The 13,541-nt window shown below is 72.4% G+C and carries 11 protein-coding genes; 3 read left to right on the top strand and 8 right to left on the bottom strand.

Annotation, left to right across the window (positions count from 1 at the left end; all coding sequences use genetic code 11):
• Nucleotides 1–211: 211 nt before the first annotated feature.
• Nucleotides 212–3,370 carry an isoleucine--tRNA ligase gene (ileS, locus tag AB0G15_RS22610; RefSeq protein WP_362842905.1) on the bottom strand — a complete coding sequence of 1,053 codons (3,159 nt, stop codon included), beginning with the start codon at nt 3,368–3,370 and terminating at the stop codon, nt 212–214.
• Nucleotides 3,371–3,848: 478 nt separating this feature from the next.
• On the opposite strand from ileS, the gene AB0G15_RS22605 reads away from it, so the two are divergent.
• Genes AB0G15_RS22605 through AB0G15_RS22595 form a run of 3 tightly spaced genes read left to right on the top strand, consistent with a single transcriptional unit; the run spans nt 3,849 to nt 5,798 of the window.
• Complete coding sequence (locus AB0G15_RS22605; protein WP_362842902.1) at nt 3,849–4,268, top strand: TraR/DksA C4-type zinc finger protein; 420 nt, start codon at nt 3,849–3,851, stop codon at nt 4,266–4,268.
• Entirely contained in the window at nt 4,232–4,876 is a 645-nt protein-coding gene (locus tag AB0G15_RS22600; RefSeq protein WP_362842899.1) for a signal peptidase II, read from the top strand. The genes AB0G15_RS22605 and AB0G15_RS22600 overlap by 37 nt, the downstream gene beginning before the upstream one ends.
• A complete protein-coding gene (locus AB0G15_RS22595) occupies nt 4,869–5,798 on the top strand; it encodes an RluA family pseudouridine synthase (protein WP_362676364.1) in 930 nt (309 codons plus the stop codon). The genes AB0G15_RS22600 and AB0G15_RS22595 overlap by 8 nt, the downstream gene beginning before the upstream one ends.
• Here AB0G15_RS22595 and AB0G15_RS22590 read toward each other — a convergent pair.
• From AB0G15_RS22590 to AB0G15_RS22560, 7 genes are all read right to left on the bottom strand, one after another.
• Nucleotides 5,795–7,405: a protein kinase gene (locus tag AB0G15_RS22590; RefSeq protein ID WP_362842896.1), complete on the bottom strand. Its 1,611-nt coding sequence runs from the start codon at nt 7,403–7,405 to the stop codon at nt 5,795–5,797. The genes AB0G15_RS22595 and AB0G15_RS22590 overlap by 4 nt on opposite strands.
• Before the next feature lie 43 nt (nt 7,406–7,448).
• Nucleotides 7,449–8,825, bottom strand: coding sequence for an acetyl-CoA carboxylase biotin carboxylase subunit (locus AB0G15_RS22585; RefSeq protein WP_362842892.1), 1,377 nt, complete (start codon nt 8,823–8,825; stop codon nt 7,449–7,451).
• Nucleotides 8,822–9,388 carry a biotin/lipoyl-containing protein gene (locus AB0G15_RS22580; RefSeq protein ID WP_362842889.1) on the bottom strand — a complete coding sequence of 189 codons (567 nt, stop codon included), beginning with the start codon at nt 9,386–9,388 and terminating at the stop codon, nt 8,822–8,824. Before AB0G15_RS22580 ends, AB0G15_RS22585 begins: the two co-directional genes overlap by 4 nt.
• Nucleotides 9,381–11,066, bottom strand: a complete 1,686-nt coding sequence (locus AB0G15_RS22575) for an acetyl-CoA carboxylase carboxyltransferase subunit alpha (RefSeq protein WP_362842886.1) — start codon at nt 11,064–11,066, stop codon at nt 9,381–9,383. The genes AB0G15_RS22580 and AB0G15_RS22575 overlap by 8 nt, the downstream gene beginning before the upstream one ends.
• A complete protein-coding gene (locus tag AB0G15_RS22570) occupies nt 11,063–11,401 on the bottom strand; it encodes a TcmI family type II polyketide cyclase (protein WP_362842884.1) in 339 nt (112 codons plus the stop codon). Before AB0G15_RS22570 ends, AB0G15_RS22575 begins: the two co-directional genes overlap by 4 nt.
• A 356-nt stretch (nt 11,402–11,757) precedes the next feature.
• Nucleotides 11,758–12,432 (bottom strand): response regulator transcription factor, encoded by a 675-nt coding sequence (locus AB0G15_RS22565; RefSeq protein WP_362676352.1) that lies wholly within the window; start codon nt 12,430–12,432, stop codon nt 11,758–11,760.
• Nucleotides 12,411–13,322 (bottom strand): histidine kinase, encoded by a 912-nt coding sequence (locus tag AB0G15_RS22560; RefSeq protein ID WP_362842881.1) that lies wholly within the window; start codon nt 13,320–13,322, stop codon nt 12,411–12,413. The genes AB0G15_RS22565 and AB0G15_RS22560 overlap by 22 nt, the downstream gene beginning before the upstream one ends.
• Between the last annotated feature and the right edge of the window lie 219 nt (nt 13,323–13,541).

Genomic DNA, 13,541 nt, shown 5'->3' with positions numbered 1-13,541 from the left:
GGGCGCGGGCCCGAACACCCCCGCGCCCCCGGGCCCCCGCGCGCCGTGTGGTTTTGACCCCGCGGGGGGGGGGGGGGGGGCCCCCCCCCCCCCCCCCCCGGCCGTGTTCGATCCCATCGGCCTTTCCCGGCCCGTCGGAACGGGCCTGACCGGCCTTTCCCGGCCCGTCCGGGCCTGACCAGACTTGACGGTCAGGCCCGTTCGAGCCGGTTCAGACCGTCGTCGTCGTACGGCGGAGCTGGAAGGTCAGGCCCAGCTCGGCGTCGCTGTGGGCGGGGAGGTCGTCGGCGCCGCCCTCGGTGAGGGAGACGGCGAGGACCTCGTCGGCCACCGCCTGGCCCTGGGTCCGCAGAGCCTCGGCCAGGTCGGCGTCACCGGTGGACCACCACACGTCGATCCGGTCGGTGATCGACAGGCCGGTGGACTTGCGGGTGTCCTGGAGCAGGCGGATGACGTCGCGGATCAGGCCAGAGCGGCGCAGCTCGTCGGTGATGGTCAGGTCGAGGGCGACGGTCTCACCGGCGCCGGCCTCCACCGCCCAGCCGGACCTGGGCTGCTCGGTGACGATCACGTCGTCGGCGCCGAGCTCCACGGTGCCAAGCTCTGCCGCGTCCACCGAGACCGGCGAGCCGGTACGGAGCGCGCGGGCGAGCTCGGCCGGGTCGGCGGCGGTGACGGCCGAGGCGACCAGCTTGGTCTGCGAGCCGAACCGCTTGCCCAGCGCCCGGAAGTTGGGCTTCACGGTGAAGGACACCAGGTCCGCCCCGATCCCGGACAGGTCCTCCAGGTCCTTCACGTTGAGCTCGTCGGCGATGAGCTCGCGCAGCTCCGGGGGGAGCGAGCCCCAGCCGGGGGCGCCGACCAGGGCGCGGCCGAGCGGCTGGCGGGTCTTGACCCCGCTGGAGGCGCGGGCCGAACGGCCCAGCTCCACCAGGCGGCGGACCAGCGCCATCCGCTCGGACAGCTCCGGGTCCAGCAGCTCGCCGTTGACGTCGGGCCAGGTGGCCAGGTGGACCGAGGAGGGGGCGCCGGTGTCGCGGAGCACGTCCCAGACGTAGTCGGTGGTGAACGGCACCACCGGTGCCATCAGCCGGGTGACGGTCTCCAGGCACTCGTACAGCGTGGCGAACGCCGCGGGGTCACCGGTCCAGAAGCGGCGCCGGGAGCGTCGCACGTACCAGTTGGACAGGTCGTCGAGGAACTCGGCGAGGCGCCGCCCGACGCGGGCGGTGTCGAAGACGTCCAGCGACGAGGTGACCTCGGCCACGGTCCGGTGCAGCTCGGCGAGGGCCCACCGGTCGATCAGCGGGCGCTCGTCGTACGCGGGCGCCTCGGCGAGCCGGGACGGCGACCAGGACTCGGTGTTGGCGTACAGGGTGAAGAACGACGTGGTGTTCCAGTAGGTGAGCAGGACCTTGCGGACGATCTCCTCCAGGGCGCCGTGTCCCACCCTGCGGGCCGCCCACGGCGAGCCGGAGCAGGCCATGTACCAGCGCAGCGCGTCGGCGCCGTGCTGGTCCATCAGCGGCATCGGCTTGAGCACGTTGCCCAGGTGCTTGCTCATCTTGCGGCCGTCCTCGGCCAGGATGAGGCCGAGGCAGAGCACGTTCTCGTACGAGGACCTGCCGAAGACGAGCGTGCCGACCGCCATCAGCGAGTAGAACCAGCCGCGGGTCTGGTCGGTGGCCTCGCAGATGAACTGCGCCGGGTAGGCCTTGGCGAGCATCTCCTCGTTCAGGTACGGGGCGCCCCACTGGGCGAACGGCATCGAGCCGGAGTCGTACCAGGCGTCGATCACGTCGGGCACCCGGCGCGCCTCGTTGCCGCAGGTGGGGCAGGGCAGCGTGACGTCGTCCACGTAGGGGCGGTGCGGGTCGAGCGCGGAGACGTCCTGGCCGGACAGGCGGCCCAGCTCGTCCAGCGAGCCCACGCAGGTGACGTGCGACTCGTCGGCCGTGCAGATCCACAGCGGGAGCGGGGTGCCCCAGTAGCGCGAGCGCGACAGCGACCAGTCGACGTTGTTGCGCAGCCACTCGCCGAACCGGCCCCACTTGATCGTCTCGGGGTACCAGCTGGTCTTCTCGTTCTCGGCGAGGAGCTGGTCCTTGATCGCGGTGGTGCGGATGTACCAGGCGGGGAGGGCGTAGTAGAGCAGCGCGGTGTGGCAGCGCCAGCAGTGCGGGTAGCTGTGCTCGAAGTGGCTGCCCCGGTAGAGCAGGCCGCGCGTCCGCAGGTCGGCGGTGAGCCCCTCGTCGGCGTCCTTGAAGAACTGGCCGCCGACCTGGGGCACGCTGTCGAGGAACCGGCCGTCGGGGCCGATCGGGTTGACCACGGGCAGCCCGTACCGCTTGCAGGTCGTCATGTCGTCGGCGCCGAAGGCGGGCGCCTGGTGGACCAGGCCGGTCCCGTCCTCGGTGGTGACGTAGTAGCCGAGCACCACGTAGTGCGCGCCGGGGATGTCGACCAGGTCGAACGGGCGCGTGTAGGTGGTGTGCTCCAGGTCGGCGCCCTGGAAGGCGGCCAGCACCTCGGCGCCCTCGCCCAGCGCGGCGGCCAGCAGCGGCTCGGCCACCACCAGGACCTCGTCGGACCCGGCGGGGCGGGCCGCGACGTAGGTCACGTCGGGGTGCACGGCCACGGCGGTGTTGGAGACCAGGGTCCACGGCGTGGTGGTCCAGATCAGCAGCGAGGCGCCGAGGTCGGCGAGCGGTCCCGAGGTCGCGGGCATGCGGACGTAGACCGACGGGCTGGTGACGGTCTCGTAGCCGCCGGGCTGGCCCAGCTCGTGGTCGGACAGGCCGGTGCCGCAGCGGGGGCAGTACGGGGTGATGCGGAAGTCGCGGGACAGCAGGTCCTTGTCGAAGATGACCTTGAGCGACCACCAGACGGACTCCACGTAGGCCGGGTCCATCGTGCGGTAGGCCTGGGACAGGTCGATCCAGTACCCCATCCGCTCGGTCATCTCCTCGAAGGCGTCCACGTGCTTCAGCACGGACTCGCGACACCTGTCGTTGAACTCGGCGATGCCGTACGCCTCGATCTCCTTCTTGCCGGAGAGGCCGAGTTCCTTCTCGACGGCGACCTCGACGGGCAGGCCGTGGCAGTCCCAGCCCGCCTTGCGGGGCACGTTGAAGCCGCGCATCGACTTGTAGCGGGGGAAGAGGTCCTTGAAGACGCGGGCCTCGACGTGGTGGACGCCGGGCATGCCGTTGGCGGTGGGCGGACCCTCGTAGAAGACCCAGTTGGGACCGCCGGCGTTCTGCTCGACCGAACGCTCGAAGATCTTGCCGTCCCGCCACCGGTCGAGCACCTCGTGCTCGAGCGCGGGAAGATCGACCTGCGCAGGAAGAGAGCGGAAATAGGCGGACATAATGGGCTGGACCTCCACGCTGGAACCGGCTGTGGCGTGGAGGGACGAGGCTGTTGGGCCCCGCGGTACCACCCTCCTTGACCTCGCGCGCGCGAGGCCCTCTTCCTTCGGTCTGCTGCCGGGTCTACTGGGCCGCCGCGGGCCTGAGGTCGGGTCGTCGCGGCCGTTCTTCCGGCGGCTCCGGGGTGATCGTGCCTTCGCGCCTCGCCCCGGGCTCGCACCGTCCCCGGGTCGCTCGTGCGAGGTGATGCGGAGGTTGCTGTCCCCATCAACGCCTTGCAGGCTCACACGATAACGCACCCGCACCCCTGGAAGCTTCCCCGTATTGAGGTCCGCTGGGCGGAATCAGGGGGAAGCGACCGGATGTTACGTGAGTGGTAAAGAATGCGGCGGGTCGTTTGCCGTTCTGTTATGGGAGACCTAAGCTGCCCGCACCGTTTACCACATCGGAGACGGTCCATCGAACAAGGAGGCCGCCATGGCCGCGACCGTGCGCGCAGACAACAGCGCGGTGGCGCCGTCCCAGGACGGTGCCGTCGTCACCTGGTCGGCCGAGGAGCTCAAGGAGGTCCGCAGGCAGCTGGCCACGGAGATCCACGAGCTCACCGAGGAGATCGCCAAGGCCGAGACGGAGATCGCGTCGAGCGACGTCACCGACGGTGCGGGCGACGATCAGGCCGACGCCGGAGCCCGGACGTATGAACGCGAGCGCGAAATCGCCCTTACCCTGAACTCGCGCGACCTGGTCGCGCAGAACGAGCGAGCGATCGCCCGGATCGACGCGGGGACCTACGGAGTGTGCGAATCGTGCCATCAGCCGATCGGAAAGGAGCGCCTTCAGGCGTTTCCGAGGGCGACGCTGTGCGTGGCCTGCAAGCAGCGGGAGGAGCGCCGCTGACCGGCGACACCGAGGAGGGGGCGGTTACGGCCGCCCCGCTCCCCGGACGGCGGATCGCCGTGCTCGCGACGATCGTCCCCATCGTCTACGCCCTCGACCTCGCCACGAAGACCCTCGTGCTGAGGACCCTGGAGGACAGGGAACCCTTCGTGGTCATCCCGGACCTCCTCCAGTTCCGGGTGATCTTCAACTCGGGGGCCGCCTTCAGTCTCGGCACCGGGATGACGATCATCTTCACCTGCGTCGCGGCCGCCGTCGTGGTGGCGATCCTGCGCACCGCGCGCAACCTGCGCAGCCTGCCCTGGGCGATCACGCTGAGCCTGCTGCTCGGCGGGGCGCTCGGCAACCTCACCGACCGGATCTTCCGCTGGCCCTCGGGCTTCGGCCCCGGCAGGCCCTCGCCGCTCCAGGGGCACGTGGTCGACTTCATCGAGACCTTCCCCGGTCACTTCCCGGTCTGGAACATCGCCGACTCGGCGATCGTCTGCGGCGGCATCCTGGCGGTCCTCCTCGCCTGGCGGGGTTACCAGATCGACGGCACGCGCGACACGGGAGCCGCGAAGACCACGAAGGACACGAAGGAAAGCAAGGAGAACAACGATGGCTGACCGGCGAAGCCTCCCCGTCCCCGACGGGCTGGAGGGCGAGCGCCTCGACGCCGCCCTGTCACGCCTGTTCGGCCTCTCCCGTACGCGCGCGGCCGAGTTGATCGTCGCCGGCGACGTGCTGGTGGACGGTTCGACCGCGATCAAGTCCGACCGGGTCCACGGCGGCGCGTGGCTGGAGGTCACCCTCCCGCCGCCGCCCACCACGCCGATGCCGGTGGCCGAGCCGGTGCCGGGCATGCACATCGTGTACGAGGACGACGACATCGTCGTCGTCAACAAGCCCATCGGCGTGGCCGCCCACCCGACCACCGGCTGGACCGGGCCCACCGTGATCGGCGGCCTGCTGGGCACCGGCCACCGGGTGGCCACCAGCGGCGCGGCCGAGCGCCAGGGCATCGTGCACCGGCTGGACGCCAACACCACCGGCGCGATGGTCGTCGCCAAGAGCGAGCACGCCTACTCCCATCTGAAGCGGGCCTTCAAGGAGCGCACGGTCGACAAGCGCTATCACGCGCTGGTCCAGGGCCACCCCGATCCGCACCGCGGCACCGTGGACGCGCCGATCGACCGCCATCCCGTCGGGGACGGCCGCTGGGCGGTCGTGTCCGGGGGCAAGGACTCGGTCACCCACTACGACACGATCGAGGCGTTCCGCGCGGCGTCGCTGCTGGACATCAAGCTGGAGACGGGCCGCACCCACCAGATCCGGGTCCACATGTCGGCGCTGCGCCACCCGTGCGTCGGCGACATGCTGTACGGGGCCGACCCCACCCTGGCCGCGCGCCTGGGGGTGAGCCGGCAGTGGCTGCACGCGGTCTCCCTGGCCTTCGAGCACCCCTCCACCGGCGAGTGGGTCTCCTTCAGCACCGCCTACCCCGACGATCTGGCCAACGCCCTGACGATCGTCGCCGCCGAGTCCTAGCGGGTCGCCCCGGCCCTCCCGGCCTCGCCTCCGGTGTCCGTCTCGAGCGAGGCCGCCCCGGCGTTGGGGTCGACCTGGTCGGGTGAGTCACCCTGCTGGTCCTCGCCCGGAGTGTCGTTCTGCCCCGGACCCTCGCCGGGCCCCCCGCCCTGGTCCTGCTCGCCGTTCTCCCCCTCGTCGGCGGGGTCCTCCTCGGGCTCGTCCGGGGGCGCCTGCGTCGGCTTGCCGGTCGGTTTCCTCGTCGGCTTGTCCGTCGGTTCGCCCGACGGCCTGTCCTGCGGGGCGGGGTCGCCGTTCCCCTGTCTCTCCGGGGCCGGGCGGTCCGAGATCCCGCCCTCGTCGTTGCGCGCGGGGTCGTTTCGCGCGGGCACCTTCGCCTGCTCGGGCTCGTCCGAGGGCTTCTTCTTGTCGGGCGCCACGCTCGACGAGGCCGGAGGGTCCTTGGGGCCCTGGGACGGGGAGTTGGCGGCGACCCACGCCATCCCGCCCGCGGTCACGGCGATGGCGAGCGCCGCCGCGACCAGGGCGGCCATCGCCGGGCGCCGCCGCCTCGGGGAGGCGAAGTCCGGGCCCGGCTCGGGCTCCGGCCCGGACCAGGCCGGTGCGGACGGCGGCACGGCCGGCACGGGCGGCACGGCCCCGGCCGGAGTGGTGGGAGCGCCCTGCGGGGCCGCGGCGACCGCGGGGATCACCGGGGACGGCCCGGTCGACCATCCGGCCCGCGTCTCGACCGGCGGTTCGACCGGCGGTTCGACGGGCATCTCGATGGGCATGGTCGGCTGCGGCGCGGTCCCGTTCACCAGCGAGGTCAGCTGGATCTGCACCTCGCGGGCGGCCATACGCCGCGCGGGATCCTTGTGGAGCAGGCCGTGGATCACCGGGGCGAGCGGTCCGGCGAACCGCATCGGTGACGGCTCCTGGTGCATGACGGCGCTGAGCGTCGCCAGCGGGTGAGCCCGCTCGAAGGGGGAGCGTCCCTCGACGGCCACGTAGAGCGTCACGCCGAGCGACCACAGGTCGGAGGCGAACTCGGCCGGCCCGCCGCTCGCCCGCTCCGGCGCGATGAACGCCGGGGTGCCGATGAGCGAACCGGTCCTGGTGATCGACGAGTCGCCCTCCAGGACGGCGATGCCGAAGTCGGTGAGCACGGCCCGCCCGTCCGCGGCGATCAGCACGTTGTCCGGCTTCACGTCGCGGTGCAGGACGCCCGCGTGGTGGGCGGCGAGCAGCGCGCCCAGCACCTCCAGCCCGATCCGCGCCACCCGCATCGGCGGCAGCGGCCCGTCCTCCCTGATCACCGCTCCGAGCGTGCGGGAGTCGACCAGTTGCATGACGATCCAGGGACGCCCCTGCTCCTCGATCACGTCGTAGACCGTCGCCACCCCGGGGTGGCCGATCCGCCCGGCGGCACGGGCCTCCCTGAGGGTCCGTACGGTGAAGACCTCGCGTTCGGGACCGGTGAGGTCGGGGGAGGGGACGACCTCCTTGACCGCCACCTCGCGGCCCAGGACCTCGTCGCGCGCTCGCCAGACCGTTCCCATGCCTCCTCGGCCGATGCGTTCGAGCAGGCGGTAGCGGGCTCCGATGATCCCCTGAGAATCGGTCATGTGGTGGCGAGTACCCCGGATTTACGTCAGCATTCAGAAAAGTTTACGCAGACCAGCGTATATGTCCCTGCTCGCTCATGAACGTGTCCACAAATCCGGTGCTGTGCTCGCCCGCGGCGAACCGCGGCTGGGCGAGCAGCTCGCGCAGCAGCGGGATGGTGGTCGCCACCCCCGGCCCCTCCACGGCGAACTCGGCGAGCGCGCGATCGGCCCTGGCGACGGCCTCCTGCCGGGTGGGCGCCCAGACGACCAGTTTCGCGATCATCGAGTCGTAGTCCGGCGGTATCGCGTCGCCCTGGGCGAATCCGGAGTCGACCCGCACCCCGGGCCCGCCGGGCGGGCGGAAGACCGCCAGGCGGCCGGGGGCGGGGCGGAACCCCGCGGCGGGGTCCTCGGCGTTCACCCGGCACTCGATGGCCGCGCCGGTGAAGCGGACCTGCTCCTGGGTGAAGGGCAGGCGCTCTCCCGCGGCCACCCGGATCTGCTCCCTGACCAGGTCGACGCCGGTGAGCATCTCGGTGACCGGGTGCTCGACCTGGATGCGGGCGTTGATCTCCATGAAGGTCGCCTCCCCGCCCGGGCCGACCAGGAACTCCATCGTCCCCGCGCCGGTGTAGCCGACGTGCCGCGCCCCGGCCACCGCGTACTCGCCGAGCCGCCCGCGCACCTCCTCGGACAGCCCGGGGGCGGGCGCCTCCTCGACGAGTTTCTGGTTGCGCCGCTGCAGCGAGCAGTCGCGCTCTCCCAGGTGGACGACGGTCCCGGCGGAGTCTCCCAGCAGTTGCACCTCCACGTGGCGGGCCACCGGCACGAACCGCTCGAGGTAGACGTCGCCGTTGCCGAACATCTGCCGGGCGAACGCGGTGGTGCGCCGGTAGACGTCGCGCAGCTCGGCCCGGTCGCGCGCCACCTCGATGCCCCGCCCGCCGCCGCCCGCGGCGGCCTTCACGATGACCGGGTAGCCGATCTCGGCGCCGATCCGCTCGGCCTCGGCCGCCGAGGGTACGGCGCCCTCGCTGCCGGGCAGGACGGGCAGCCCGGCCTCGGCCATCAGGGAGCGCACCCGCGCCTTGTCGCCGACGCACTCCATGACCTCGGGAGTGGGACCGATGAAGGTGATCCCGTTGTCCGCGCAGACCCTGGCGAAGTCGGCGTCCTCCGACAGGAAGCCGTAGCCCGGGTGGATCGCCTCCGCCCCGGTCTGCAGGGCCGCCTCGATGACGGCGGGCACGGAGAGGTAGCTGCGCCGGGCCGGGGGCGGGCCGATGTGGACGGCCCTGTCGGCGTAGGCCGTGAACCGGGCGTCGCGGTCGGCGGTGGAGTACACGGCGACGGTCTCGATGCCCATCTCGCGGCAGGTCCTGGCCACGCGCAGCGCGATCTCGCCCCGGTTGGCGATGAGTATCCTCGCGAAACTCATGCGTCGTCCGTCCGCAGCCGTACCAGGACCTGCCCGTACTCCACCGGCTCGCCGTTGCCCGCGACCACCTCGACGACCTCGCCCGCGTGCCCGGAGACGACCGGGTTCATCAGCTTCATGGCCTCGACGATGCCGATCGTCTGGCCGGCGTCCACCCGGTCGCCCGGCTGCACGAAGGGCGGGGCCCCCGGCTCGGCGGCGACGTAGAAGGTGCCGACCAGGGGGGCGGTCACCGCGTGCGACGAGGAGTGCTCCCGCGCCTCGTCGAGGGGGCCGGTCTCCGCCGGTCGCGCGGCCTGATCGGTGGCGGCCACGGCGACGGGCCGCAGGTCCGGCGCGGCGGGCTGCGGGAAGGCCCAGGTGACCTCCAGGGCGCACTCGCCCAGGCGCAGGGAGATGGCCGCCACCGGGCCGGGAACGGTCTTGACGAGGTTGCCGACCTCCTCGCGCAGCAGCCGCATCGCCGCGTGCGCGTCCTCTTCGGGGGCGGGTCTCCCCGGGGTCTCGGGGGCCGGTCTCCCGGTGGCCTCGGGGGCCGGTCTCCCGGCGGTCCGCTCATCCACCTTCGATCACTCCCAGCCCGCGGAACCGCTCGTGGCGATGCTTGCGCAGCTCGTCGCCGCTCAGCCCGGACAGCTCGCGCAGCGACTCCAGGACGGCCGCCTTGAGCGCGTCCATCGCCGCCGCCGGATCCTCCTGCGCGCCGCCGCGCGGTTCGGGCACGACCCCGTCGACGACGCCGAGCCGCAGCAGCTCCGGCGCGGTGATCCGCAGGGACTCGGCCAGCTCGGGGGCGTGCGAGGGGTCGCCGTACAGGATCGTCGAGCAGCTCTCCGGGCTGATCACCGAGTAGACGGCGTGGCGCAGCATCAGCACCCGGTTGGCCACCGCCAGGGCCAGCGCCCCGCCGCTGCCGCCCTCGCCGACCACGGTCGCGACCACCGGGACCGACAGCTCCGACATGCCGGCGAGGCACTCGGCGATCGCCCAGGACTGGCCGCGTTCCTCGGCCCCGACGCCCGGGGCGGCGCCCTGGGTGTCGACGAGGGTCACCACCGGCAGGCCGAGCCGGTCGGCCAGCGACATCAGCCGCAGCGCCTTGCGGTACCCCTCGGGGTGGGCGAGGCCGAAGTTCCTGGCGACCAGCTCCGAGGTGTCGTGGCCCTTCTGGTGGCCGACGACCATCACGGGCGTCCCGTCGATCAGGCCGGTGCCGCCGACGATCGCCGGATCGTCGCCGTGCGTGCGGTCCCCGTGCAGCTCCACGAAGTCCGAGCACAGGTGCCAGATGTAGTCGAGGGCGGTCGGGCGCCGGGTGTCGCGGGCCAGCCGCACGGTCTCCTGGGCGGTCAGCACGCCGGACAGCTCGCCTGGGTCGCGGATCACCGCCGCGGGCCCGCCGAGGGGCGGGTCCTGGGCGTGTCCGTCCCCGGTTCGGCAGGTCGTGGACAGCAGCCGGGCGAGCAGGGGACGCAGGCCGTCGCGGGGCTCGACCCGGTCGAGCATGCCGCGCCCGGCGAGGTACTCGGCGCTCTGGAAGCCCCGGGGGAGCTTCTCCCGGGTCGCCGAGGCGATGACGCGCGGCCCGGCGAAGCCGACGAGCGCGCCGCGCTCGGCGATCAGTATGTCCCCGAGGGTGGCGAACGAGGCGGTGACCCCGCCGAAGGTGGGGTCGGTCAGCACGCAGACGCTGAACACGCCCGCTCGCCGCAGGCGCCGCATCGCCTGGGCGGTCTTGCCCATCTGCATCAGGGACAGGCCGCCCTCCTGCATGCGGGCGCCGCCGGAGGCGATGGCCAGGACCAGCGGGACGCGCTCGTCCAGCGCCTGCTCGCAGGCGCGGGTGACGGCCTCGCCGACCGCCGAACCCATGCTGCCGCCGAGGAAGGAGAAGTCCATGACGGCGACGACCACGCGGTGGCCGCCGACGGTGGCGGTGCCGTGGAGGACGGCGTCGTCCAGACCGGTGCGCCCGCGCGCCCGGGCCAGGCGCTCGGTGTAGGGCCGGGAGTCGGTGAAGCCCAGCGGGTCGCCGCCGCGCACCTGCGGTGCGGCGCGGAAGGAGCCGTCGTCCACCAGGGTGCGAAGCCGCTCGACGGCGTTCAGCCGGTGGTGGTGACCGCACTCGGGGCAGACACTCTGGGTACGGGCCAGGCGGGGGGCGTACACGATGGCGGCGCAGCCGGGGCAGCGCGCCCACGTTCCGGGCGCGGTGGCCGGCGCGGCGGGTGAGATCGTCACAGGGCGCGCTCCTCGGGAGTCCAGTGGTAGAACCGCCGCGCCATCGCGTCGGCGGGGTCGCGCCAGGTGTCCGGGTCGTACGGCCTGACGTGCGGGTCGAGGTCCTCGCTCAGCCGCCGGAAGTCCTCCCGCCCGCGGGCGAGCGCCATCGCCTCGGCGGCGGAGCCCTCGAACTCGACGTGGTGGAAGTAGAGGTCCCGGTAGAGGAACAGGTCGCGGCGCGTCACCCCGAGCGCGCGGGGGAGCTCACCGGCGTCGGACTCGCCGAAGAGGCGGGAGACCTCGCCGGAACCGCCGGGACTGAGGCGGGCGACGATCAGGATCTGGTCGGGCACGGGCACTCCTCGGTGGCCGGTCGATCGGGTCCGTCTCACCGTAGGAACCCGGCCCGGCCGGTGTCGCCCGCCGCCGGCGTGAACCCGGGGCTCCTCCGGGGAGGGGACCGTCTCCTTCCCCGAGGGGAGCCGGTCCGTGTGCGTGAGGCCCGCAGGGGAGCCGGGCCGTGTGCGTGAGGCGGAGTGTGCGTGAGGCCCGGAGGGGAGCCTGTCCGCGTTCGTGAGGCCCGCAGGACCGGCCCGCCTTCGTGAAGGTTCCCCGAGGGGGCCGGCCCGTGTTCGTGGGGGCGGGCCGGACGCGAGGTGGCCGCCGTCCCGCGGGGGAGACGGGGCCGCCTTCGCGCACCGGAGCCGTGTCAGCCCCGGGGAGTGGCCGCGACCAGGCCGTTCTCGTACGCGAAGATCACGATCTGCACCCGGTCGCGCACGCCGAGCTTCTGGTAGAGGTGCTGGACGTGCGACTTGATCGTGCTGTCGCCGAGTACGAGCGCGCGTGCGATCTCGTCGTTGCCGTATCCCCGTACGAGCAGCTGGAACACCTCGCGCTCCCGCTCGGTGAGCTGGTCGAGCACGGCGGTCGGCGCGGCCGAGAGCACCGGGCGCCTGGCGAACTCGTCGATGAGCTTGCGCGTCACCGAGGGCGACAGCAGGGCGTCGCCCTCGGCGACCTCGCGCACGGCGTCCACCAGCCGGTCGGTGGGCGTGTGCTTGAGGATGAAGCCGCTGGCACCGCTGCGCAGCGCCTCGAAGACGTGCTCGTCCTGGTCGTAGATGGTCAGGATGACGACCTTCGCGGGGTAGGCGGCGCCCAGCTTGCAGATCTCCCTGGTGGCGGTGATGCCGTCCATGCGCGGCATGTTGATGTCCATCAGCACGACGTCCGGGCGGAGGGTCTTGACCGACTGCACCGCCTGTACCCCGTGCCGCGCCTCCCCGACCACCACGATGTCCGGCACCCCGTCGAAGATGGCGTGCAGGCCGCTGCGGATCAGCGGCTGGTCGTCGGCGATCAGGACGCGGATCTTCCGCATGGCTCGTCCTCTCTGAAGATGGCGGGAGTCACCGGAATGACGGCGCGGGTGACGAATCCGCCCCCGGCCAGCGGTCCTGACTCCAGGTGACCTCCCTGCTCGGCGACGCGTTCCGACAGGCCGCGCAGCCCCGTGCCGCCCTGTCTGCGGGGAAGGGGCGGTGCCACGGTCACCGCCATCACCCCGAGGGCGTGCGTCTCGTTGACCACCGAGACGCTCAGCTTCTCGCCGAAGCAGACCTCCAGGTGGACCGGGCCGGCGTTGTGCTTGAGCGCGTTCGTCAGCGCCTCCTGGGCGACGCGGAACGCCGTCCGGGCGACCTCGGGCGGGACGTGGCGTTCGGCGGCGACGTTGCGCAGCCGTACGGCCAGGTCGGGAAAGGGAAAGCGCCCGGCGAGCTCGGTCAGCCTGGCCGACAGGAGCGCGCCGTCGTCGTGGCGCCGCGGCTCCTCCCCTGGGTTCCCCGGCTCCCCCGGCTCCCCCGGCTCCCCCGGCTCCCCCGGCTCCCCCGCGGGGAGGTCGCGCCGCCCCCTCGGGGGAGGCGGCTCGTGCCGCAGGTCGGTCAGGGTCCCTCGCAGGTCGGCCAGGGTCGCCTGGACCGTCTCCTCGATGATCTGGGCCACGTGGTGGGCCGTCGCCGGTGAGCCGGTCAGCCGCCGGGCCTGGAGGGCGATGACGGTCAGGCCGTGTCCCACCCCGTCGTGCAGGTTGCGGGCGATCCGGCGCCGTTCGCGCAGTGCGGCGGCGTTCTCGCTCCTGGTCAGCGTGGACTTGGTGTGCCGGCGGGTGCCGAGTGTGAACGACACGACGGCCAGGAGCGCCGCCACCGTCGAGCACAGCAGGTCGGTCCAGCTCAGCTCCGAGACGAGATAGCCGAGGAAGGTGCTCATCGAACCCACCCCGTTGGGATCCGCTGAGATCGGCTACTCGCTAAACATGAGAGGTGCTTGCATTCTTGGGTTGTTTTGCCCCGTCGTTCCCCCATGAAAGGTGAGCGTAGTCAGAAAAAGTGACTATATCAAGCAAATCATATGGGCCGTCACAGACTTCATTAAGATTCTATTCTTTGACTATTGAGGACGTCTGCCGTGCGCCCGCCGGAGCCCTCG

This window comes from Streptosporangium sp. NPDC023825, assembly GCF_040639575.1.
GTDB lineage: Bacteria > Actinomycetota > Actinomycetes > Streptosporangiales > Streptosporangiaceae > Streptosporangium.
Note: the sequence above shows the minus strand (reverse complement) of the source record. Positions and strands in the feature narration are given on the sequence as shown.

Coding starts and splice junctions, on each gene's coding strand:
- ileS (WP_362842905.1), bottom strand. CDS start 3,370: ATGTCCGCCTATTTCCGCTCTCTTCCTGCGCAGGTCGATCTTCCCGCG.
- AB0G15_RS22605 (WP_362842902.1), top strand. CDS start 3,849: ATGGCCGCGACCGTGCGCGCAGACAACAGCGCGGTGGCGCCGTCCCAG.
- AB0G15_RS22595 (WP_362676364.1), top strand. CDS start 4,869: ATGGCTGACCGGCGAAGCCTCCCCGTCCCCGACGGGCTGGAGGGCGAG.
- AB0G15_RS22590 (WP_362842896.1), bottom strand. CDS start 7,405: ATGACCGATTCTCAGGGGATCATCGGAGCCCGCTACCGCCTGCTCGAA.
- AB0G15_RS22585 (WP_362842892.1), bottom strand. CDS start 8,825: ATGAGTTTCGCGAGGATACTCATCGCCAACCGGGGCGAGATCGCGCTG.
- AB0G15_RS22565 (WP_362676352.1), bottom strand. CDS start 12,432: ATGCGGAAGATCCGCGTCCTGATCGCCGACGACCAGCCGCTGATCCGC.
- AB0G15_RS22560 (WP_362842881.1), bottom strand. CDS start 13,322: ATGAGCACCTTCCTCGGCTATCTCGTCTCGGAGCTGAGCTGGACCGAC.